18 protein-coding genes are annotated in these 20,721 nt (G+C 64.3%); 5 read left to right on the top strand and 13 right to left on the bottom strand.

Annotation, left to right across the window (positions count from 1 at the left end):
- Nucleotides 1-10: 10 nt before the first annotated feature.
- The 7 genes from flgB to motA all read right to left on the bottom strand — a co-directional run bounded on the left by flgB (nt 11) and on the right by motA (nt 5,208).
- Nucleotides 11-412: a flagellar basal body rod protein FlgB gene (gene flgB / locus ABIA96_RS11950; RefSeq protein ID WP_354137253.1), complete on the bottom strand. Its 402-nt coding sequence runs from the start codon at nt 410-412 to the stop codon at nt 11-13.
- Nucleotides 413-475: 63 nt separating this feature from the next.
- The gene (gene flhB, locus ABIA96_RS11945) at nt 476-1,561 is read right to left on the bottom strand and encodes a flagellar biosynthesis protein FlhB (RefSeq protein ID WP_354137252.1); all 1,086 of its coding nucleotides are present in this window, start codon (nt 1,559-1,561) and stop codon (nt 476-478) included.
- Between the two features lie 13 nt (nt 1,562-1,574).
- Nucleotides 1,575-2,615 (bottom strand): flagellar motor switch protein FliG, encoded by a 1,041-nt coding sequence (locus ABIA96_RS11940; RefSeq protein ID WP_354137251.1) that lies wholly within the window; start codon nt 2,613-2,615, stop codon nt 1,575-1,577.
- 2 nt (nt 2,616-2,617) lie between these two features.
- On the bottom strand, nt 2,618-2,992 hold the full coding sequence (fliN, locus tag ABIA96_RS11935) for a flagellar motor switch protein FliN (protein ID WP_354137250.1): 375 nt from the start codon (nt 2,990-2,992) through the stop codon (nt 2,618-2,620).
- Between the two features lie 77 nt (nt 2,993-3,069).
- Nucleotides 3,070-3,384, bottom strand: a complete 315-nt coding sequence (locus ABIA96_RS11930) for a hypothetical protein (RefSeq protein ID WP_354137249.1) — start codon at nt 3,382-3,384, stop codon at nt 3,070-3,072.
- Nucleotides 3,365-4,303, bottom strand: coding sequence for a flagellar motor switch protein FliM (locus tag ABIA96_RS11925; protein ID WP_354137248.1), 939 nt, complete (start codon nt 4,301-4,303; stop codon nt 3,365-3,367). Before ABIA96_RS11925 ends, ABIA96_RS11930 begins: the two co-directional genes overlap by 20 nt.
- Nucleotides 4,300-5,208, bottom strand: coding sequence for a flagellar motor stator protein MotA (gene motA, locus ABIA96_RS11920; protein ID WP_354137247.1), 909 nt, complete (start codon nt 5,206-5,208; stop codon nt 4,300-4,302). Before motA ends, ABIA96_RS11925 begins: the two co-directional genes overlap by 4 nt.
- Nucleotides 5,209-5,350: 142 nt before the next feature.
- On the opposite strand from motA, the gene ABIA96_RS11915 reads away from it, so the two are divergent.
- The 4 genes from ABIA96_RS11915 (at nt 5,351) to ABIA96_RS11900 (ending at nt 9,697) form a co-directional block, all read left to right on the top strand.
- Complete coding sequence (locus ABIA96_RS11915; protein ID WP_354137246.1) at nt 5,351-6,142, top strand: DUF1217 domain-containing protein; 792 nt, start codon at nt 5,351-5,353, stop codon at nt 6,140-6,142.
- Between the two features lie 3 nt (nt 6,143-6,145).
- Complete coding sequence (gene flgF, locus ABIA96_RS11910; RefSeq protein WP_354137245.1) at nt 6,146-6,874, top strand: flagellar basal-body rod protein FlgF; 729 nt, start codon at nt 6,146-6,148, stop codon at nt 6,872-6,874.
- Nucleotides 6,875-6,910: 36 nt separating this feature from the next.
- Nucleotides 6,911-8,236: a flagellar protein export ATPase FliI gene (fliI, locus tag ABIA96_RS11905; protein WP_354137244.1), complete on the top strand. Its 1,326-nt coding sequence runs from the start codon at nt 6,911-6,913 to the stop codon at nt 8,234-8,236.
- An 825-nt stretch (nt 8,237-9,061) separates the two neighbouring features.
- Nucleotides 9,062-9,697: a MarR family winged helix-turn-helix transcriptional regulator gene (locus ABIA96_RS11900; protein WP_354137243.1), complete on the top strand. Its 636-nt coding sequence runs from the start codon at nt 9,062-9,064 to the stop codon at nt 9,695-9,697.
- A gap of 1,058 nt (nt 9,698-10,755) precedes the next feature.
- Here ABIA96_RS11900 and ABIA96_RS11895 read toward each other — a convergent pair.
- Nucleotides 10,756-11,820: a ketopantoate reductase family protein gene (locus ABIA96_RS11895; protein WP_354137242.1), complete on the bottom strand. Its 1,065-nt coding sequence runs from the start codon at nt 11,818-11,820 to the stop codon at nt 10,756-10,758.
- Nucleotides 11,821-12,178: 358 nt separating this feature from the next.
- On the opposite strand from ABIA96_RS11895, the gene ABIA96_RS11890 reads away from it, so the two are divergent.
- The gene (locus ABIA96_RS11890; RefSeq protein WP_354137241.1) at nt 12,179-13,690 is read left to right on the top strand and encodes a helicase HerA domain-containing protein; all 1,512 of its coding nucleotides are present in this window, start codon (nt 12,179-12,181) and stop codon (nt 13,688-13,690) included.
- Here ABIA96_RS11890 and ABIA96_RS11885 read toward each other — a convergent pair.
- From ABIA96_RS11885 to ABIA96_RS11865, 5 genes are all read right to left on the bottom strand, one after another.
- A complete protein-coding gene (locus ABIA96_RS11885; RefSeq protein WP_354137240.1) occupies nt 13,687-15,987 on the bottom strand; it encodes a TonB-dependent receptor in 2,301 nt (766 codons plus the stop codon). The two genes, ABIA96_RS11890 and ABIA96_RS11885, sit on opposite strands and share 4 nt — an antisense overlap.
- Entirely contained in the window at nt 15,968-17,035 is a 1,068-nt protein-coding gene (locus ABIA96_RS11880) for a HoxN/HupN/NixA family nickel/cobalt transporter (RefSeq protein WP_354137239.1), read from the bottom strand. The genes ABIA96_RS11885 and ABIA96_RS11880 overlap by 20 nt, the downstream gene beginning before the upstream one ends.
- Nucleotides 17,036-17,267: 232 nt before the next feature.
- On the bottom strand, nt 17,268-18,008 hold the full coding sequence (locus tag ABIA96_RS11875; RefSeq protein ID WP_354137238.1) for an ABC transporter ATP-binding protein: 741 nt from the start codon (nt 18,006-18,008) through the stop codon (nt 17,268-17,270).
- Nucleotides 18,005-18,853 (bottom strand): ABC transporter ATP-binding protein, encoded by an 849-nt coding sequence (locus tag ABIA96_RS11870; RefSeq protein ID WP_354137237.1) that lies wholly within the window; start codon nt 18,851-18,853, stop codon nt 18,005-18,007. The genes ABIA96_RS11875 and ABIA96_RS11870 overlap by 4 nt, the downstream gene beginning before the upstream one ends.
- Nucleotides 18,853-20,676 carry an ABC transporter permease gene (locus ABIA96_RS11865; RefSeq protein WP_354137236.1) on the bottom strand — a complete coding sequence of 608 codons (1,824 nt, stop codon included), beginning with the start codon at nt 20,674-20,676 and terminating at the stop codon, nt 18,853-18,855. Before ABIA96_RS11865 ends, ABIA96_RS11870 begins: the two co-directional genes overlap by 1 nt.
- Nucleotides 20,677-20,721: the final 45 nt, after the last annotated feature.

The following is a 20,721-nucleotide window of genomic DNA, read 5'->3' as shown; positions in this document are numbered from 1 at the left end:
TCAGTTCACCTCAGGTCTTCGCACTGGTCAGAACCATGCGGTTGAACGACCGCACGATTGCCGAATTCATCGAATAGTCGCGATTGACGTCGCTACCCTTGATCATCTCCTGCTCGAGGCTGACCGAGTTACCGGAGTGGACGACGTCCCAGCTATCCTTCTTCGCGATTGCCCGCGTGTCTGTTTCGGTCGGGGAAAGCTGCATATGCGCGGGCGATGTCGTCGCGAGCCTGACCGGCATTGCGTCGAGCACCTTGTTGAACGGCTCGACGTCGCGCGCCTTGAAACCCGGCGTGTTGGCATTGGCCACGTTGGTGGCGATGGTCGACTGACGAAGCTCGAGCCAACGTGCCTGCGACGATGCGAGTTCGAAGAGATAAAGCGGTCCCACGACAGCCCCATTGTGATTCATTGAAAGAACCCTAGGGCGTTAAGCTTTCGTCAAGCTGTTGCGCGAAGCACCATCCTCGTAAATCTACTGAACCTTCTCGGTCCGCGGCGTTTGTTTCGACTGCAGGAAGTAGATGATCTCGGCAACCGGGCGGAAGAATTCGGCAGGGATGACTTGATCAACCTGCACCGCCTCGTAGAGCGCGCGCGCGAGAGCCTTGTTTTCGATCACCGGGATTTTGTTCTGTTCGGCGACCTCGCGGATCTTCAGCGCGATCACATCCATGCCCTTGGCCACCACGAGCGGCGCCGGGTTTTCGTCGCGGTCGTAGCGCAATGCGATCGCGAAGTGCGTCGGGTTCGCGATCACCAGCGTCGCGCGCGATGCGGAGGCGATCATGCGCTGGCGCGAGCGATCGCGCGCGAGCGAACGCAGGCGCGCCTTGATCAGCGGATCGCCCTCCGCCTGCTTATGCTCTTCCTTGATATCCTGCTTGGTCATGCGCAGCTCGCGCCGCCAGCGAAAGCGCGCCCACGCAAGATCGATCGCGACCAGCACGATCGTCGCGATGCAGATCGCCGACACGATCCGCATCGCAATGGTGAGGATCATCTCCGGCAACGCGACAGGATCGGTGTACATTGCCTCGAACGCCCTCGCCTCCGACGATCGCAGCACGAAGCACACGACGGCGGTCACCGAGGCTAGCTTGAACATCGACTTGGCGAACTCCACCAGCCCCTGCGTTCCGAAAATGCGGCTCCAGCCGCTGGCCGGGGAGATTCGGGAGAAGTCGGGCAGGATGCGCTGCAACACCGGCCGCGGCGCGTTCTGCAGCAGCGAGGCGGCGAGCCCGAACACCGCAATGATCACGACCAGCGGCACCAGGAATCGCAGCGCCTCGAGGCCCACCACGGTGAGAAGATTCAGTGCGTCCGCCGCGTTGCTGAGCGGGAAGCCGTCGGGTTCGTCGATGAAGCTCCTCAGGGTCGGCGTCAGTCGCTGCACGCCTTGGCCGATCAGGAACGCCTGAATCACCATCAGCGCTGCCATGGTCGCGAACATGGACGCCTCCCGAGAGACCGGAATATTGCCCTGTTCGAGCGCATCGCGGACTTTCTTCTCGGTCGGCTCTTCTGTTTTGCTCTCCTGGTCGGATGTCTCTGCCATGCCCGTTCAGCGGTCAGCGGAAGACCGGCTCATCCTCCTGGTCGGGATTGAGCTCGATTTCACCCTTCTCGGCGAGGTCGAGGGCGAGGTCGGTGATGACGCGGCGCGCCTCCAGCACGTCGCGCTGGTTCGACGGCTCGCCGATGGCGAGTTCGTGCTCGACGACGCGACGGACGCGCGAGGCGACTGCGGACAGGATCAGTTCGCGGAAGTGCTTGTCGGTACCTTTCAGCGCGACGACGATACGATCGGTCGGCACCTGGTCGAAGATCATGGTGCGCGCCTTCGGTGCCAGGTTGATGACGTCGTCGAAGGTGAACAGCAGCTCCTTCAGCACTTCGGCGGACTTCGGCCGCTTCTCCGACAGACTCTTCAGCATGTCCTCGATATGGCCGCGCTCCATCTTGTTGATGATGTCGGCGACGCGGGCATAGGTGTCGGCGCCGAGGTTGCGAGCGAAATTGAGCGTCAGGTCTTCATGCAGCGTCTTCTCGAGCACCTTCAGCGCGTCGTCGACGATCGGTTTGAGGCTGAGCACGCGCCGCATCAGTTCGTTGCGCAGACTTGACGGCAACTGGCTCATCACCTTGGCGGCGCAGGACGGCTTGACTTTGGACAGGATCAGCGCCGCGGTCTGCGGATGCTCCTTGGAGAGGTAGGTCGCCAGCGAGTTTTCCGACACCGACGAGACGCGGTCCCACACCGACCGGCTCGAATTGCCGAGCAGGTCCGACATGATCGCCGAGACCTGGTCGGCAGGAAGCACGTCGCCGAGCACCGCTTCAAGGCCGCCGAGGGTGCCTAGAATGTTCGCGCCCATCGAGAACTGCTGGGCGAACTCCTCGACGATCGACTCGAGTTCCTGCGCCGTGATCGGCCGCAGCTCAGCCGCGGCCTTGGTGACGATGCGGATGTCCTGCGGCTCGAACTGCGCGAGCACGCTCGCAGCCGCCTGCCGGCCCATGGCCAGCAGGAGCGCCGCGACCTTGTCCGTTCCGCCCAGCGTGGCAACGCCTCGCTGCTTGATGGGAGCGATGCCGACCTGTGCCGCCATGGTCAGGAATCACCCTGCCCCAGCGGCCCGACGATCTCGGTCAGCGAGACGCCGAAGCGGGAATTGTCCTCTTCGACGACGACGACCTCGCCGCGGGCGACGACGCGGCCGTTGACCACGACGTCGACAGGCTCGCCGACGCGGTGATCCAGCGGAACCACGGCGCCGCGGCCGAGCTTCATCAGGTTTGCCACCGGGATGGTCGCCGATCCCAGCACCACCTGCATGGTAACGGGAATGCGCAGGATGGCATCGACATTCGCGAACTTGCCGGTCTCCTCTGCCGTGCGCGCGGCGATCTCCGCCAGCCGCTCCAGCGGAGACGTCTCGGCATCATCGGGTGCGGTTGCAGAATCGTAGTCGAAGGATTGCGCCATCTTGTATCGCCTCTTGGTATTTCCGCTCCCGGAGCGCCGCGACGTTCCGATCGTATCCGCTCGGCCGGTCCCCGGCCTTAATGCTTGTTGGCCTCAGCGCCACCCACGATCGTTGTGGGCTGAAGCCCGCTCCGCGCATCGAGTGCGGCGATCGCGTCGTGAGCCTGGTCGATCTTCGTGCTCAACACGTTGGCGAGCCGGCCTAGATTTGCAGTGGAATCGTGCGCCGCGGTGATCACCGTATCGAAGGCGCCCGCGGTCTCGTGGACGATGGTCGAGAATTCGCCCTGGTAGCTGCGCAACCGCGCCAGCTCACGGTGCATCCGGGTCACCCGCATGCTGGTGAAGGCCAGCGCAATCAGCAGCACGGCATCAACGAGATAGGATATCATCGACGAACTCCCGTTTCTGATCGACGGGATCTGCCACCTGCATGGCGTAATAGCCATCAAGCTGGCCGATCTGGCACCAGAACAGCACCTGGTTGTTGCTCTCGAGACGGGCCAGCGTGCGCGGCGTGGCTTCGAGCTCGAGCACCTGTCCGACCTTGAATTTCACGACGTCCTCGAGGGATATCATCTTCTCGTCGAGAACCGCGCTCAGCGTCACCTCGGTGCGGTGCACCTCGCTCTCCATCTGCTCGCGCCAGCGCGGGTCGGCTGCGCGACCGTCGCTGACGACGACGTGAGCGAGCTTCTGCCGCAGCGGATTGAGGGCGGAGTGCGGGACGATCAGGAACATCTGGCCGCCGCGGTAGAGCGCCTGCAACATGATGTTCGCGCAGATCGACATGTTGCCGCCGCGCCCGATCGCCAGCGACGCCATCGCGGTCTCCACCCGCTCCACTCGGAACGTGACGTTGGACGTTCCGGCGAAAGCGGTTTGCAGCGCCTTGGCGAACCGCTCGAACAGCGCCTGGACCAGGCGAATCTCGATGTTCGAGAAGGTGCGCTCGACGTCCAGCGGCGGCTCGGCGCCGTCGGAGCCGAACATCGCCTCGACCATGGTGAACACGAAGTCGCGGTCGAGCACGATGATGACGCGTGAGTCCCACTGCTCGGCATAGAGCACGGCAGCGACGGCATTGCCCTCGTAGTCCTTGATAATGTCGCCGACGCGGTCGTTGGTGATGCCGTTGACCGAGAAATAGCAGGGCGTACCGGCCATCGGCTGCAGGCTGTCAGTGCACGATGCCGCCATGCGATCGAAGATCACATTGAGCATCGGCATGCGTTCGATCGAGATGCCGGCGGCATCCAGCAGGTAGTTCGGCAGCTGCTTCCGCTGATCGACGTCGAGAGCTTCCATCATGCGCGTGCGGCCTTGGGTGCAGCCTTGGGTTCGGGCTCGGACGCGACGGCCTTGGGACCGGCGATGGTCTCGTTCTCGACGACATCGATCGACGGCCGCTCGGAACTTGCGATCATCTTGCGGCCGTGCTCGACGGCGATCTGCGGCATGGCGCCGTTCATGAACGCCAGCAGCGTCTGCTTGACGATGATGTAGGGCCGGCACTTCTTCTCGCGCGTCATCTTGATCTTCAGCGCGAAGGGCGAAATGATGCCGTAGGACAGGAAGATGCCGGCGAAGGTGCCGACCAGCGCCGCACCGATGAAGCCGCCGAGCAGCTTCGGCGACTGGTCGAGCGCGCCCATGGCCTTGATGACGCCGAGCACTGCGGCGACGATGCCGAGCGCCGGCAGCGCCTCGGACACCACCACCAGCGCGTGGTAGGGCGTCAGCTTGCTCTTTACGATGGTGTGGATTTCCTCATCCATGAGCGCTTCGATTTCGTGCGTGCGCGCATTGCCCATGATGATGAGGCGAACATAGTCGCAGATGAACTGGAGCAGCGACGGGTCACCAAGCACGCTCGGGAACGCCTTGAAGATCTCCGAGGACGAGGGATCGTCGATATGCGCCTCGACCTCATTGCGGCCCTTGCCGCGCAGCTCGCGCATCAGCGCATGAAGCGCCCCGAGCAGATCGAGATAATAGCGCTCACCCGGCACCGAGCCCGTGATGGCCTGCATGCAGGCCACGCCGGTGTCCACCACCGTTTTCCACGGATTGGCCACGATGAAGGTGCCGACCGCAGTGCCCATGATGATCACGAATTCCCACGGTTGCATGAGCACGGCCAGATGGCCGCCCATGGCGGCAAATCCGCCAAGCAGTGCCGCCACCGTGATGAAAATCCCCACGAAACTGAGCAACGCGCCACTCCATCGTCGACCCCATCGGGAACATCTAGTCGGCCACGCTTGCGCGAAGCTGGTTTCGGGGTCGCCAGCCCCGCGCAAGCAATTCGCGGCAGCTTGAGGCGATGTCGCAATAGCGGCCAAAGGGGCGCGTGCCATGCTATCCACGATCGCGGATTACACCAGAATAACGAGCAACATGGGCAAGTCGATGACCCAGGTCGCTACGGAGCCGGATGTCAGCCGCGACACCGATTACTTCCTGGGCCATATCGGCAATGTGAAGACGATCGACGATTTCCTGGGAGACTACCGGCTCTATTCCTATGCGATGAAGGCGTATGGTCTCAGCGACATGACGTACGCCAAGGCCTTCATGCGAAAGGTGCTGACCGAAGGTGTCACGGACAAGGACGCCTTCGCCAACAAGCTGAGCGACACCCGCTACCGAGACTTCGCCACGGCCTTCAATTTCGCCGCCAACGGCGCCAACGCGACCTCGACCACCGCGGCCACCACGGGCACGGCGACCCAGTATGTCACGCAGACTATGGAGCAGCAGGCCGGCGACCAGAACGAGGGCCTGCGGCTCGCGCTGTACTTCACGCGCAAGGCCTCCACGATCACCAACGCCTACCAGATCCTCGCCGACAAGGCCCTGACCCAGGTGGTCCAGACCGCGCTCGGCTGGTCGTCGACCGTCAGCTCGGGCGACATCGACGCTCAAGCCAGCATGATCACGAAGAATATCAATCTCGCCGATTTCCAGGACCCGACCAAGGTCACCAAGTTCGTGCAGCGCTTCGCGGCGATGTGGGATGCGACCCAAGCCCAGAGTGACAACTCGACCAACCCCGCGCTGGTCTTGATCACCGGCGCCTCGACGTCGCCGGCCACCATGGATACCAACTTGCTCACGACACTTCAGAACATCAGGTTCAACAGGTAAGTCATGCAATCGGCTCTCTATGTAGGATTGTCGGCGCAGGTCGCGCTCGAAAAGCGCCTCCAGACGATCGCCAACAACGTCGCCAACGTCAACACGTCCGGCTTTCGCACCGACGTGGTGAAATTCGAGACGGTGCTCTCCAAGGCCGCCGCGAACCCGGTCGCGTTCTCCTCGCCCGGCGAGAACATCATCTCGCGCGAACAAGGCAACATCACCGAGACCGGCAACCCGCTCGACGTCGCCGTAGTCGGACAGGGCTGGATCGCCTTCGCCGGCCCCAACGGCACGGTCTATACCCGCGACGGCCGGCTCGAGCTCGCCGCCAACGGCGACCTTCAGACGGTATCGGGCTTCCCCGTCATCGATTCCGGCGGCGCGCAGATCTCACTCGACCCGAACGGCGGGCCGGTTTCGATCTCGCGCAGCGGCGCGATCACCCAGGACAACAACGAGATCGGCACCATCGGCCTGTTCAACATTCCCCCCGATGCCAATCTCGATCGCTACGGCAATTCCGGCGTCACGCCAGACCGGCCCGCGACCGCCATCGGAGATTTCAGCCGGGACGGCTTCAAGCAGGGCTATGTCGAGGGCTCCGGCGCCAACCCGATGATGGAACTGACGAAGCTGATGTCGGCCTCGCGCGCCTTCGACAGCACCAACTCGCTGATCGAGGGTACCGAGAGCACGCTCCGGAACGCAATTCAGACGCTGGGCGATCCCGGCAAGTAGGCTGCGCGTCGCGCGTAATTTGGGTGGACGGTTTCCTTGAACGCTCTTCGTCAACTTGAGTGGGCGCTGCTCGAACTCCAGCAGAGTACGCCGCTGGCAAGCATCAGCGGCACGATCTCCGAGATCGCACCGACGCATTTCCGCGTCTCCGGCCTGTCGCGTTTTGTCAAGCTCGGCGAGTTGATCGGTGTCAATTCCGGGGGCAAGCCCCAGATCGGCGAGGTGATCCGGATCGACAGCGACGGCATCGTCGCAAAGCCGTTCGACCGGCAATTCGCCGGCGGGCTCGGCTCGGTCGCCTACCGCATGCCGGCATTGTCGTTCGCGCCGGATCCGAGCTGGAAGGGCCGCGTCATCAACGCGCTCGGCGCCCCGCTTGACGGAATGGGCCCGCTCACCCCGGGGGCGCGTGCGGTCTCGGCGGAGACGGAAGCGCCACCGGCAATGAAGCGAGCGCGCGTCCACAAGCCGCTGCGCACCGGCGTCCGCGTCATCGACCTGTTTGCGCCGATCTGCGCCGGCCAGCGCGTCGGCATCTTTGCTGGCTCCGGCGTCGGCAAATCGACGCTGCTCGCGATGCTCGCCCGCAGCCAGGGTTTTGACACCGTCGTGCTGGCGCTGGTCGGCGAGCGTGGCCGCGAGGTGCGCGAATTCATCGAGGACGTGCTCGGCAACGACCGCCACCGCGCCGTCACCATCGTATCGACCGGCGATGAAAGCCCGATGATGCGGCGGCTGGCGCCGAAGACGGCGATGGCCGTGGCCGAATACTTCCGCGACCGCGGTGAATCAGTGCTGCTCGTGGTCGATTCGATCACCCGATTCGCCCATGCTTCGCGGGAAGTCGCGCTTGCGGCCGGCGAGCCCGCGGTGGCCCGCGGCTATGCCCCGACGGTCTTCACCGACCTGCCGCGCCTGCTGGAGCGCGCCGGGCCCGGCGAGGAAGGATCCGGGACCATCACCGGCATCTTCTCCGTGCTGGTCGACGGCGACGACCATAACGAACCGATCGCCGACACCATCCGCAGCACGCTCGACGGGCACATCGTGCTCTCCAGGCACATTGCTGACCAGGCGCGCTATCCCGCCGTGGATGTGCTGGCTTCGGTCTCCCGCCTCGCCCACAACGTCTGGGACCCCGAGGAGCGCGAATTGGTGAGCAAATTGCGTACCCTGATCGCCAAGTACGAGGACACCCGCGACCTTCGCCTGATGGGCGGATACCAATCGGGACGTGATTCGGGACTCGATCAGGCGGTCGACATGGTCCCGCGAATCTACGCCGCCATGCGACAAGACGCCTCAGCTCCGCCGAGCGCCGATCCGTTCCGCGAGCTCAGGGACATGCTCAAGGGCGACTAGCGGCACAGGCTGCCAGCCGGGCGCGCGCCCCGCGCCCGAGCATCTTGCCCACGATGCTCGCATGTCGTGGCACAAATTGCATATGCGTTCGTTCGCCAGCAATGTTCGCTGCGCGAATCTCAACCATTTGGTTGAGACGATCCGCATGGTCGCACGACACCGCAACAACTATCACGTGTAATTCCCGCAAATTCCCCTGACGCCGTCATGACGATTCCGGAAGCAGATCGCGGAAGTTGTGGATGATTTTTGTGTTGCATGGCGCCTGTCGTGCACAAGCTTCGATCAACTTGCATCAACGACGTACAACAATATCCGTGCAATCAAACCGTCGTAGAGCCAAATGCATCTAGCCGGTTAGACTGCTAATGCGTTCACCATCATGTGTTCTGAAGACCGCGATTGTCTTGAACGTTACATTCGTGTGCAACGACATCCGTTCTCCACGAGTGTCTCTACTTGATTTTGTTGAGAAGCTCATCCATCGTTTCGTCCGAACATAAGAAACGTCTGCGTGTGACTTGAACTCAGGGGCTTCAGTTGAGCAACTCCGATCCATCGTCCGGCGGTGACGGCAGCTCGGGCTTGCGTTCGACGACTCCGCGGTTGGCATGCCATCGGCAACAGCGTTTCTCGCGCAGTATCCTGCGACGCTCATCAGTCCAAGTCGGATGCCATGCAGTCCAAGCCGGTGCGCTGACGCCGGGCATGACGCACTCATCGGACACCGGCGGGCATCAGGAATCTCGCGAGACATTCGTGCGCCATGGTGGAAAGCGGCTTCGGGGCGCCGCACACGCGATTCCCGGGGCGAGGTAGGAATTTATGCCGTTGGCACGCGAAGCAGTCGAGCTGCTGGTCCAGGCGGCCAGAGCCTGGTATTTCGAAGGCAATCAACACGGGTTGCGAGATCGGGAATGGATAGCGCTGCGCTTTCTCGGCCGCGCCAATCGCTTCTCGCGCACGCCATCCGCCCTCGCCGGCTTCATCGGCGCGACCAGGGCGACCGCATCGCAGATCGTGAAGACGCTGGAGAGCAAATCCTTCCTGGTGCGAAAGCCGTCGCAGGAAGACAAGCGTTCTGTCGTTCTGCACGTCACCCCGCAGGGCGAGAAGTGCCTGAGCCAACACGATCCGATCAACCACGTTGTCAATGCAGTCAGGGCACTCGAGACCGACGAGCGCCTCCAGCTGCGCGACTCGCTGCGCGAGGTTCTCAATCATCTCGATGCAGCCCATCAGCGGTTCGACGCCAGCGTGTGCCGCGATTGCATGTTCCTGGCCGAGCGCAGCCCCGGCACGGGAAAGGGACGCGCCACCGCGGAGTTCATGTGCCGACTGTATCGCGCGCCCGTCTCGCTCGAGGAGACGGAGCTGCTCTGCACCAGCTTCGAGCGCACCCGTGACCGCCCCAAGATCGAGGAGCATCTCGATCGCGCGCGCGCGGCAAGCCAGAGTTGAGCGCGCCGCGCGACGCTTCACGTCACAGCGCGTGGTAAGCGCAGCGGCTTCCCCATTGCGAGTGTCGTCGCACAGTGCCGTAGGGTGGGCAAAGGCGCAAAGCGCCGTGCCCACCATTCCAATCGCGGACGCCGCATAAGATGGTGGGCACGCTTTCGCTTTGCCCACCCTACGATGTCCGGGTGTGTCGCAGGCAGCCTCCCCAATCTCGTCATTGCGAGCGCAGCGAAGCAGAGTCGTTCCGCGGAGGGATTCTGGATTGCTTCGCTGCGCTCGCAATGACGGAGTATGAGGTAGCAGGTTCACTCTTCCAGCTCGCATTCTGAAACGCAGACACGCCTTCGCGCCCTCGCGGCGCATTTCGCCCGAGCTTTGCTTGGTCACTCCCCTCTTGTCCAAGAGGGCGCAGGGAAGGCCGGGTGCGGACCTCGCACCCGCGGTCTGCTGCGCGAAAATGTAGCGCAGAAAAACCGCACAGCAGCATACAGGTGGTGCCAATCACTCGGCCTTCCCTGCGCGATGGGTTGACGGCTTATGCCGTGCTCTCCCGGGAGCCGAATTCCTTCTGGCCTCCCTCGCCTCGCAGATTAGCAATGCAGTTGACCCGGTTGGGCGCTCCGCACCTCCGCGAAAAGCTTGACCGTAGCAACGACGGTCGGGACCACACGGTTTTGCCGTACGCGCGTTCGCCAGCCGCCACAGGGTTCGACGGCATCGTGCACGTAGCCATCGAAATGTCAGCGAGACGAACTTGACAGCGCCGCTCATCCACACGCGGTTTCGGACTCACAGGGACTACCCGCCCTGCCCGCACCTCTCGTGCCGACGCTGCCGCGTCCACCGCAAGCCCAGCTCTCGATCAGTGACGACGTACGATCGCCCCTCCAGGTCGAGCCGGGATGGGCGACATATACGCGATTTCCGAATTTCGGTAAAGTGGAATATTTTTACCGAGAGAGATTGACAGACTGTGCAGGTGTTTCGCCCATCGGGCGCCGATAGCCCGCATCGAGCTGCTGACCGCGTGAAGCGCCGGGGCTGACGATCGACGCGCGCCGTTACTGCGCGCCCGATCCGCCCTGCACGATCTTCTCGTTCAGCTTCTGGTCGACGGTATCGACCGTGCGGTCGATCTCGGCATTGGGCGCGCCGATCTGATGCGAGATCAGCTTCACCAGGAGGTCGACGCGCTCGATGAACGGCGCGCCGCTGGCCACGGCCCGCGCCGCCGACGACGGCTTGAGCAGGCTTTCGGCGGCCTTGGCGTATTTCGCAAACGGCACCTGATCCTTCGGGTCGGCGCCGAGGCGGCGGGCGATGGCGTCGACATGGTCGTAGATCGTCTGCGAGCGCGCGAGGTCGCCGTGCACGGCGTCGCGGATCGACTGCGGCTCATGCGGCGTGATGCAGCGGTAGTTGCCGGTGAGCAGCATCGACCATTTCGCGAGCGGCACGAACAGGGATTCGAACACTTTCAGCTTCACCGGAACGTCCTGTCCGGCGAGCGTCACCGCGTCGATATCGGCCTCGAGCTCGCGGAGCACCTTGTTGTGCTTCTCGTCGGCGAAGACCGAAGCCTTGAAGTTCGTGGGCAGCCCGACATGCAGCACGTTCGCCGCTTCTTCCGGCGGACGGAAGGCCTGCGGATCGGGCGAGCACAGCGTCACCAGCCCCGGCTCAAACCGCTCCCACACCTGCGCATTGGTGTAGGCCTCCTCAAGATCCATGTCGGCGAGCGCCGGGATGCGCTTGAGATAAGGCAGCGGCGGCATGTTCATGGTCGAGAGGCATGGCAGCTTCGCTGCCGCGATCTTGACCATGAGCATGCGGACCGTGTGGTTGGTGTATTGCGGCTCCTGCATCGCAAGGCCGACCAGATCATAGCGGGAGAGGTCGACATTCTGGGGCGTCACCGCGTCGAGCTTGCCGGGCAGGTCGCGCGAGAAGATCGCGCGGTGCACGGCTTCGTCGCGCAGCTTGATGCGCACCTCGGTCCCGTCGCGGTTGATCAACTCCGCGGTCTTGGCGCGGCAGACCAGGGTCACGTTGTGCCCGGCCATCAGCAGCTTGGTGCCCAGCAAAGAGCCGTAGGAAGCACCCAGAATCAGAACGTTGCGCGCCATGTTCGTCCCCTCGACAATGTGTGTGATTTTTTGAGCCCCGGGCGCCGTCCGCGGGTGCGTTGGCGGCATCTAAGGCAAACCGGTTGGGGATGGCAACTGGGATAATGCATACAAGAAGCCAGTAAATATTCCGCCCCTCGGACAGACCGGCGGCCCAGTTCCGCTGAAACGATTGCGGCTTTACCGAAATCGGGGACCTCGACTATTCGACCCTCGCGCTGGCCCACTTCTACGGCTTTCAAATCTTGGCTGAAATTCCGCCGTGGGCAACGCGGCATGTTCCGTCCTGTTTCGCTCGACGCATCCCGATCCGATTGATAAGCCCCTGTCCGCGAATGACGGGGACTTGAGTCGGGACATGACGGTTGCGATCGAGATGGGGCTGACCACGGCCGGCGCCGCGGCGGCCATGGACCTCGAGGAACTCCTGGCGACCCGTCTCCTGGTGCAGGGCAATTCCGGCTCCGGCAAGTCGCATCTGTTGCGGCGCCTGCTCGAGCAGAGCGCGCCCTGGGTGCAGCAGGCCATCATCGACCCCGAAGGCGATTTCGTCACGCTGGCCGAGCGCTTCGGCCACCTGGTGATCGAGGCCGAGGATCACACCGAGCGCGGCCTTCAGGTCGCAGGCGAGCGCGCCCGGTTGCATCGGGTCTCCACCGTGCTCAATCTCGAAGGGCTGGATGCCGAGAACCAGATGCGGCGCGCGGCCGCGTTCCTCGGCGGCCTGTTCGACGTGGAGCGCGATCATTGGTACCCGATGCTGGTGGTCGTCGACGAGGCGCAGCTGTTCGCGCCGGCCGTCGCCGGTGAAGTCTCGGACGAGGCGCGCAAGCTTTCGCTCAGCGCGATGACCAATCTGATGTGCCGCGGCCGCAAGCGCGGCCTCGCCGGCATCATCGCGACCCAGCGGCTGGCGAAGCTCGCCAAGAACGTCGCGGCCGAAGCCTCGAACTTCCTGATGGGCCGGACCTTCCTCGATATCGACATGGCGCGTGCCGCAGATCTGCTCGGCATGGAGCGGCGGCAGGCGGAAGCCTTTCGCGATCTTGAACGCGGGCAGTTCATGGCGCTTGGACCCGCGCTGTCGCGCCGTCCGCTGCGTCTGAACATTGGCCCGACCGCGACCTCCCCGCGCAATTCGACGCCACGGCTGATGCCGATGCCTGAAGCCACGCTGGAGGATGCGCGCGCCGTGATCCTGGCCGCACCGCCGCCGGACGCCAGCCGCCCGCAGCGCCGGCCGGCGCCTGATCTGCTCGAGCAGCTCCGCGCGGCAAAGGCGGCAGCTCCCGAGATCGGCCCCGAGGTGGTCGAGGTTCCGGTCAGTGCCGAGGAGCTCGCCGAACGGCGCGAGCGCGTGGATCGGACCTTGCGCGCCGTGCTCGCCGCGCCCGATGCCGGCTTCCGCGCCATCGGCGTGCTCTATCAGGAATTCGCGGTCCGTTGCCGCATCGAAGGTCTCGGCGCCGCCGTGCCTGACCTCGGCGAATTCCGCCGCATGCTGACGCATGCGCGCGCTGGGCTCGGCACGGATATCGCCGATGACGATGCCTGGCAGGAGGTGACGCTGCGCGCCTCGATCCTGCCCGACGATATGCAGGGCGTGTTCATGATGATCGCCCGCGCCGCCAAGGAAGGCTGGCCGTGCCCCAGCGACGCTGCAATCGCCCGCGCTTATGGCTCGCATTCGCTGCGGAGGGCGCAGCGCCTGCTCGGCTACATGGAGGAGCAGGGCCTCATCGTGGTTCAGCTCGACGGCGCCGGCCGCAGGTTCGTGACGCTGGTGGAATTGGCCTGGGCGACCGCGCCGGGCGACCCCAATGGCGACGATCTGCCGGCGGAGCAGATGCCGAGCGCGGCGTCGGCTTAGAACGTCCCCGCGACTGTCAGACGAAACGTCAACGGCTCGACCGGGTGAAGCACGTAGTCCATCACGCCGTTCTGGCAGACCGCGGTCGGCGCAGCACCGCCGGTGCAGAGATTGTAGAGCGTGTCGGTCTTGAGCAACGAGCCGTACGCGTAAGTGATCTGGTTCGCTCCGGTGTCGAACAGATTGAGCACGTCGAGCTGGATGCGCCAGCCATTGTCGGCGCGATAGCCGAGGCGGCCGTTGAAGATGCTGGTCGCTGACGAGCGGAACGCATCGTCTTCCGTCAATGGGCTCGACGCCAGATAGCGCCAGCGCAACGAACCGAACCAGCCGGTCTTCTCGCCGAGTGTGATGCCGGCCGACGCCACCATCGGCGGCGCATTCGGGCTGTAATTGCCGGGCGCGTTGCCCACTTGCGCCTCGGGATAGCCGGCCAGCGAGGCATAGACCGCCGCCTGCTCGCTATCGATGCCGCGGAAACGCGCATGCGTCATCGCGAGATCGGCGTCGATGTCGATCCAGGATTTCGGGCGGTAATGGTTGGTCCATTCGAAGCCGTAGCGGCGGCTGGCCCGCGTCGCCTCGGTGTCACCGGCGTCGCCCGAAAACAGGATCTCGGAATCCTGGTCGAGGATGAAGATGCTGAACGACGAGTCGAGGCCGGGAATGATCCTGCTGCGAACGCCGACCTCCGCGCCACGCGTGCGCACCAGCAGCGGCGACTGCGAGAGCCTTGTGGTGGGATCGCTCGGATCCTCCGTCGTGGTCGCGCCGCGGGCGTCATTCGAGTGCATGCCGTAGCCGGCACCGAGGAAGAATTCCGTCTGGTTGAAGGGGCCGAGCACCATCCTGAATTTCGGGCTGCCGAGCGAGGCATCGACATATCCGGAATTGTTCGCGTTGAACAGCGAGGTGACGTCGGCCGCGTAATAATCATCGCGCCAGCCGACGGTGGTCCGCAGCCAGTCGGTCCAGCGCACGGTGTTCTCGGCATAGATACCAACGCTGCCTTCGCCGACCTTGTCGCTGCGGACGTTGGAGAGGAAGCTGCGCTGGAACGTCTGGGAGAGCGCGAGATCGATCGCATCGTAGCGCGATTGCAGGCCGAAGGTTGTCTGCATCGGCAGCCCCGCGAACGAGCCGTTCAGCGTGCGCGAAATATTCGCGCCAGCCATCAGCCGGTCGTCGTGCTGGTGAAACTGGTCGCCGAGCACGGAATCGCTGAGGAAATAGGTAAAGTTGTTGAAGAGGTCGAGCTGGCTCTTCACGACATAGGCGTTCGCCTTCCACGAGCCGAGATCGTCGCTCTGCGCGACGCGGGCCGAGAGCGCGAAGCGGTTGGTGTTGCCGCCGTCGCTCGGATCCTCCGAGCCGAAGCGATCGAGAAAGCCACCGGTAATCGCGCGCTGCGGCACCTGGTCGGTGGAATTCCATTTGCTGGCATAGGCCATGCCGGTGACGGAGACGCCGTCGGTCGCGGTGCCCTGGCTGTAGCGCAGGAGGCCGTTGAGCTTGCGCACATTGTCCGGGTTGTCCCACGGACCGTTGTAGGTGCCGAGTTCGCCGGCGACGAGCAGAGAGCCGTTGCCGACTCTCGCGGAATCCATACCGAGCAGACGGCGATAGCCAAAGCTGCCAACCATGACCTGCGCCAGACCCTTCTCGGTGCGATCGATCAGGCCGATATGGATGCTGCCGACGGAAGCGAAATCGCCTTCGTCGGCGAAGTATGGTCCCTTGCGCACATCCATCGCGCTGATGGTTTCCGGGATCAGCCAGTTGAGGTCCGCATAGCCCTGGCCATGCGCGTGGGTGCGCATGTTGACGGGGACATCGTCGACGGTGATCGCGAGATCGGTGCCGTGATCGAGATTATAGCCGCGCAGAAAGTACTGGTTGGCTTTGCCCTCGCCGGAATGCTGGGTGACGATCAGCCCCGGAACTGCTTCGAGGGCCTCGCCCGGACGCGTGAAGGTACGTGCGTTGAGCGCCTCGCCGGAGACGGTAAGCTCGCTCGCCATGCTCGGCGGACCCTCGGCGCCGGAGGCGACGCTCGTGGCATCCGTTCCCGGAGCCGGGGCCGGCTGGGCGACGACGTGGCGCGGCGCTGCAGTAGATCTAGCGGAGCGTCGTGGCGGGGCCGGCTTCCTGCGATGCGGCGCCTCGCCGCCGGTGATTTGGATCGGCGGCAGGTCGCTCTGCGCGAACGCCTTGCCGTCATCCGCAACAAGGACGAAAGCCGGGAGCGCCGCGAGAACGACGCAACGACGGCCCGGCTCAGGCCGCCTCGGTCGCATCGAGACCATCTGGCGTGGCGCCGCTCCCGTCCGCAAACAAGCGGCGATAGAGCAAGGTTGAGACCAGCCAGGCGATCACGAACAACGCGATCACGGCGAAGCCGACATTGGCGAGCGACTCGTTGAGGCCATCGACCAGCGCCCACACGCCGCCCGTTAGACCAAGTCGGTCGGAGATCAGGCCGAGCGCCTCGATGCCGCCGATGAACAGCGCGACCGCGACGGACGCGCCGGTGATGGTGAGGTTGTACCAGAGCTTTCGCATGGGATCGACGAAGGCCCAGCGATAGGCGCTCACCATCAGCGTGGAATCGGCAGTGTCGACCAGCGCCATGCCTGAAGCGAACAGCGCTGGAAAGACAAGGATGTCGGCGAGCGAGGCGCCGCGCGCCGCTTCGGTGGCGGAGATGCTGAGCAGGCCGATCTCGGTCGCTGTGTCGAAGCCAAGACCGAATAGCAGGCCAAGTGGAAACATGTGCCAGGGCTTCGTCACCAGGCGGAACATCGGGCCGAGCAGCCGCGCCAGGAAGCCTCGATTGACGAGCAGCGCGTCGAGCCCTGCGGCGTCATGAACACCTTGCTCGCGCGCCATGCGAAAGGTCCGCCACAGGCCGGCGAAGATAGCGAGATTGATGGCTGCGATCACCAGCAGGAATAGCGCGGACACCGACGTGCCGATCAGGCTGCCAATATCCTTGAGCAGGCTGTCGCCGCCAAGGCTGACGACGCCCAGCGCGAGCAGCATGGTCGCGATCACGACAACAGTGGAATGACCGAGCGCAAAGTAAAGGCCGACGCTGCGCGGCGTATCGCCCGCCTGCATCAGTTTGCGCACGACATTGTCGATGGCGGCAATGTGGTCGGCATCGACGGCATGACGGAGGCCGAACACCCAGGCGAGCAGCGCGGTCGCCATCACCGCGGGCCGGTCGCTGAACGCCGCAAAAGCCCAGGCCCATGCGGCAACATTTGCGGCGACGAGCCCGCCGAACAGCAGCACCATTCCGGGCTCGGCCGCCCGCAAAGACCATCTCGTCACGACATTCATTCCGCCGCACGCCCTGTTGCGCCAACGGTATGATCTTTTCATAAAATGATCACACCGACCAGTGCAATCCCGGAAGGGAGGCACAGTTTTGCGGCAGTGCTCGCGGCCATCCTTCGAGACGCCCGCTGCGCGGGCTCCTCAGGATGAGGCTCCTGTTTCGCGGCGAAATGTCAAACCCTCATGGTGAGGAGCCCGCACAGCGGGCGTCTCGAACCATAAGGCCGAGATCTGGCTACGCCGCCTCGGATCCACCCAGATAGGCGTCGCGCACGCGGGGATCGTCCTTCAGCGTCCGCGCTGGGCCGGACAGCACGATCTTGCCGGTCTGGAGCACATAGGCCTCGTGCGCGATCTCAAGTGCGAGACTGGCGTTCTGCTCGACCATGAAGACCGAGACGCCTTCCTGGTTGATGGTGCGGATCAGCTCCAGCACGCGATCGACATAGAGCGGCGACAGGCCCATGGTCGGCTCGTCCATCACGATCATGCGCGGTCGGCTCATCAGCGCGCGCGCCATCGCGACCATCTGCTGCTCGCCGCCGGAGAGCGAGCCAGCGCGCTGCGACAGCCGCTGGCCGAGCTTTGGGAACAGCGTCAGCATCCTGTCGAGATCCTGCGCCACGGCGTCACGGTCGTTGCGCACGAAAGCGCCCATCAAAATGTTCTCGCGAACGCTCATGTCCGCGAACAGCCGCCGCGCCTCCGGCACCGAGGCGATGCCACGGCGAACGATCTGCGGCGTGGTCAGCCCGATCAGCGAGGCGCCGTCGAACATCACGTCACCGGAACGCGGCTTCACCAGCCCAAGAATGATCTTCATCGTCGTCGATTTGCCGCTGGCGTTACCGCCGAGCAGGCAGACGATCTGGCCGCGGCCAACTGATATCGACAGGTCGAAATGCACCTGGGCCTGTCCGTAGAACGTATTGACGTTCGACAGCGCCAGCAGCGGTTCGGCTGCACCCGTCATCATGCCGCGCTCTCCTGCTCCGCCGTTCCCGACAGGCCATGTCCGAGATAGGCCTCGATCACCTTGGAATCGTTGCGTACCTCCTCGCCCAATCCTTCCGCGATCTTTTGGCCTTCGTCCATGACGATGACGCGGTCGGAGAGCCGCATCACCATCTCCAGCTTGTGCTCGATCAGGAGGATGGTCAGTCCCTCCGCCTTGAGCTCGGCGACGAGCGTCTGCATCTCCGCGGTCTCGCTCGGATTCATCCCGGCGGTCGGTTCGTCCAGCAGCAGCAGGCGCGGTTTCAGCGCCAGCGCACGCGCGATCTCGACGCGGCGACGGTTGGCGTAAGAGAGGCTGTAGGCGGGCTGGTCGATCCGTGGCAACAGTCGCTCGCCGAAGCGGGCGAGAATGGCCTTGACCTCTTCGCGGAGCCGCTCTTCCTCGGCTTTCACACTTGCTGGCCGCAGTAGCGCCAGCCCCAATTCAAGCAGCGGACCGATCACCGGCACCGCCGGCTTCACCGCGCGCAGCCGCGTGTGGGCGCCGATCAAGACATTGTCCATCACACTGAGATTGCCGAAGACGCGGCCGAGCTGGAACGTGCGTGCCATGCCTCGCGCCGCCAGCCGCTCGGGCGAAAGCCCGGTGATGTCCTGTCCCTCGAAGCAGACGACGCCCGCATCCGGCCGGTCGAGCCCGGTCACGAGGTTGAACAGCGTCGTCTTGCCGGCCCCGTTCGGGCCGATGATGCTGACGAGCCCGCCCTTGGCGAGATCGAGATCCATGCCGTCGACGGCCGTGAGGCCGCCGAAGCGGCGCGTCAGCCCGCGCAGGGACAACAGCGGTGCGTGCGCCTCCGCCATCAGATCGTCCCTAACAGGCCCTGGGGCCTGAACCGGACCAGCAGCAGCAGCACGATGCCGTAGATCAGGATGCGGTATTCCGCCGCGATCCGGAACAGCTCGGGCAGGCCGACCAGCGCGACCGCGCCGACCACGGCGCCGACGACATTACCAAGACCTCCGAGGATCACGACGGTCAACGCCAGAATGGATTGCTGCGTGTTGAAGGTTTCATGGTTGATGTAGGAATAGAGATGCGCAGCGATGCCGCCGCTGACGCCGGCCGCGAACCCACCGAAGATGAAGGCGAGCGACTTGTAGCGGTTCAGGCTGAGGCCATAGGCGCGTGCGGCGATATCGTCGTCGCGGATGGCGCGAAAGCTGCGGCCGAGATGCGAGCCGAGCAGACGCGACTGGAGCAGCGCCAGCACGACCATAACCGCAAAGCTGAACCAGTACACCGATGTCGGGCTCACCAGCTCGTAGCCGAACAGCGACAGTGGCGGGATGCCGGAGATGCCGATGGGGCCGCGCGTCACGCTCTCCCAGTTCAGAATCACCAGCGACACGATCTCGCCGATCGCGAGCGTTGCGATGGACACATAGTGCCCGCGCAGGCGGAACGACGGCGAGATCAGGATCGTGCCGAGCGCGGCGCTCATCAGGCCGCCAGCAATGATCGCAATGCCAACGGGGACTGCAAAGGTCAGCGACAGCAGCGCGGAAGTATAGGCGCCGATCGCGAGCAGCGCGGCGTGCCCCAGCGAGACCTGGCCGATCGTGCCCGCAACCAGCGTGAGGCTCAGCGCGAGCATGCCGAGCAGCCAGGCGTTGATCAGGGTCTGAAGCATGTAGAATGACACCGGCAGCAGCGGCAGGATCGCGAACAAGGCGATAGCGGCCAGCAGAGCCCAGCGCGGAATGCGCACCGGCCGGCTCGGCGCAATAAAGGTGCCGGTGAGCGGCTCGGGCGGCGCCTGCCGGGCACTTGCGAACAGGCCGTTCGGCCGCAGCACCAGCACGACGACCAGCAGGAGGAATGCGAACAGGTTGCGATAGCTGGTGCCGAACACGGCGACACCGTAGCTCTCGACCAATCCCAGCAGCAGGCTGCCGACCACGGCGCCGGGCACGTTGCCGGCGCCGCCGACCACTTCGGCCACGACGCCCTTGAGCGTCGCCTGCAAGCTCATCGCGGTGTCGATCTGGTTGTAGTACATCCCGACCAGCAGGCCGGAGACACCGCCGAGCGCAGCCGCGATGCCGAACACCGTCTGATTGACGCGGTTGACGTCGACCCCCATCTGCATCGCGGCATCGCGGTCCTGCGAGGCGGCACGCACCGCCCAGCCGAGCTTGCTGTAGCGCAGGAACACAAACAGCAGCAGCGCGCTGGAGATGCCGACGCCGGCGATGAGGAGATCAAGCGGTCCGATCGTGCCGCCGCCGACCTGGAAGCGCACGTCCGGCAACTGGCTTGGCAGCGCGCGCGGATTGGGCGAGAAGGTCAGCATCACCAGCTGATCGAGTACGAAGCTGATCCCGATCGTTGCCAGCAGCGGCGCGATGCGTACGGAATTCTGGAGTGGGCGCAGACCGAACCGTTCGATGATCAGCCCGACCAGCGCGGCTACCACCGCGACGAAGATGATGGTGAGCGGCAGCGGTGTGTGCAGCTGCACCACGGCGACCCAACCGATATAGGCGCCGACGAGATAGATTGATCCCTGCGCAAAATTGATCAGCCGGCTGACGCCGAAGATCAGCGCGAGCCCGACTGCAACGAGGGCGTAGACATTACCAACGATCAGCCCATTGATGGTATAGTCGAGCCAGGAAGACACGCGATGGTCCTATGAGGGAGAAAGGCCGGAGCAATGACTCCGGCC

This window comes from Bradyrhizobium sp. LB11.1, from assembly GCF_040549385.1.
Classification (GTDB): Bacteria; Pseudomonadota; Alphaproteobacteria; order Rhizobiales; family Xanthobacteraceae; genus Bradyrhizobium.
The sequence above is the reverse complement of the archived record's forward strand: the minus strand, read 5'-3'. Positions and strand labels throughout refer to the sequence as shown.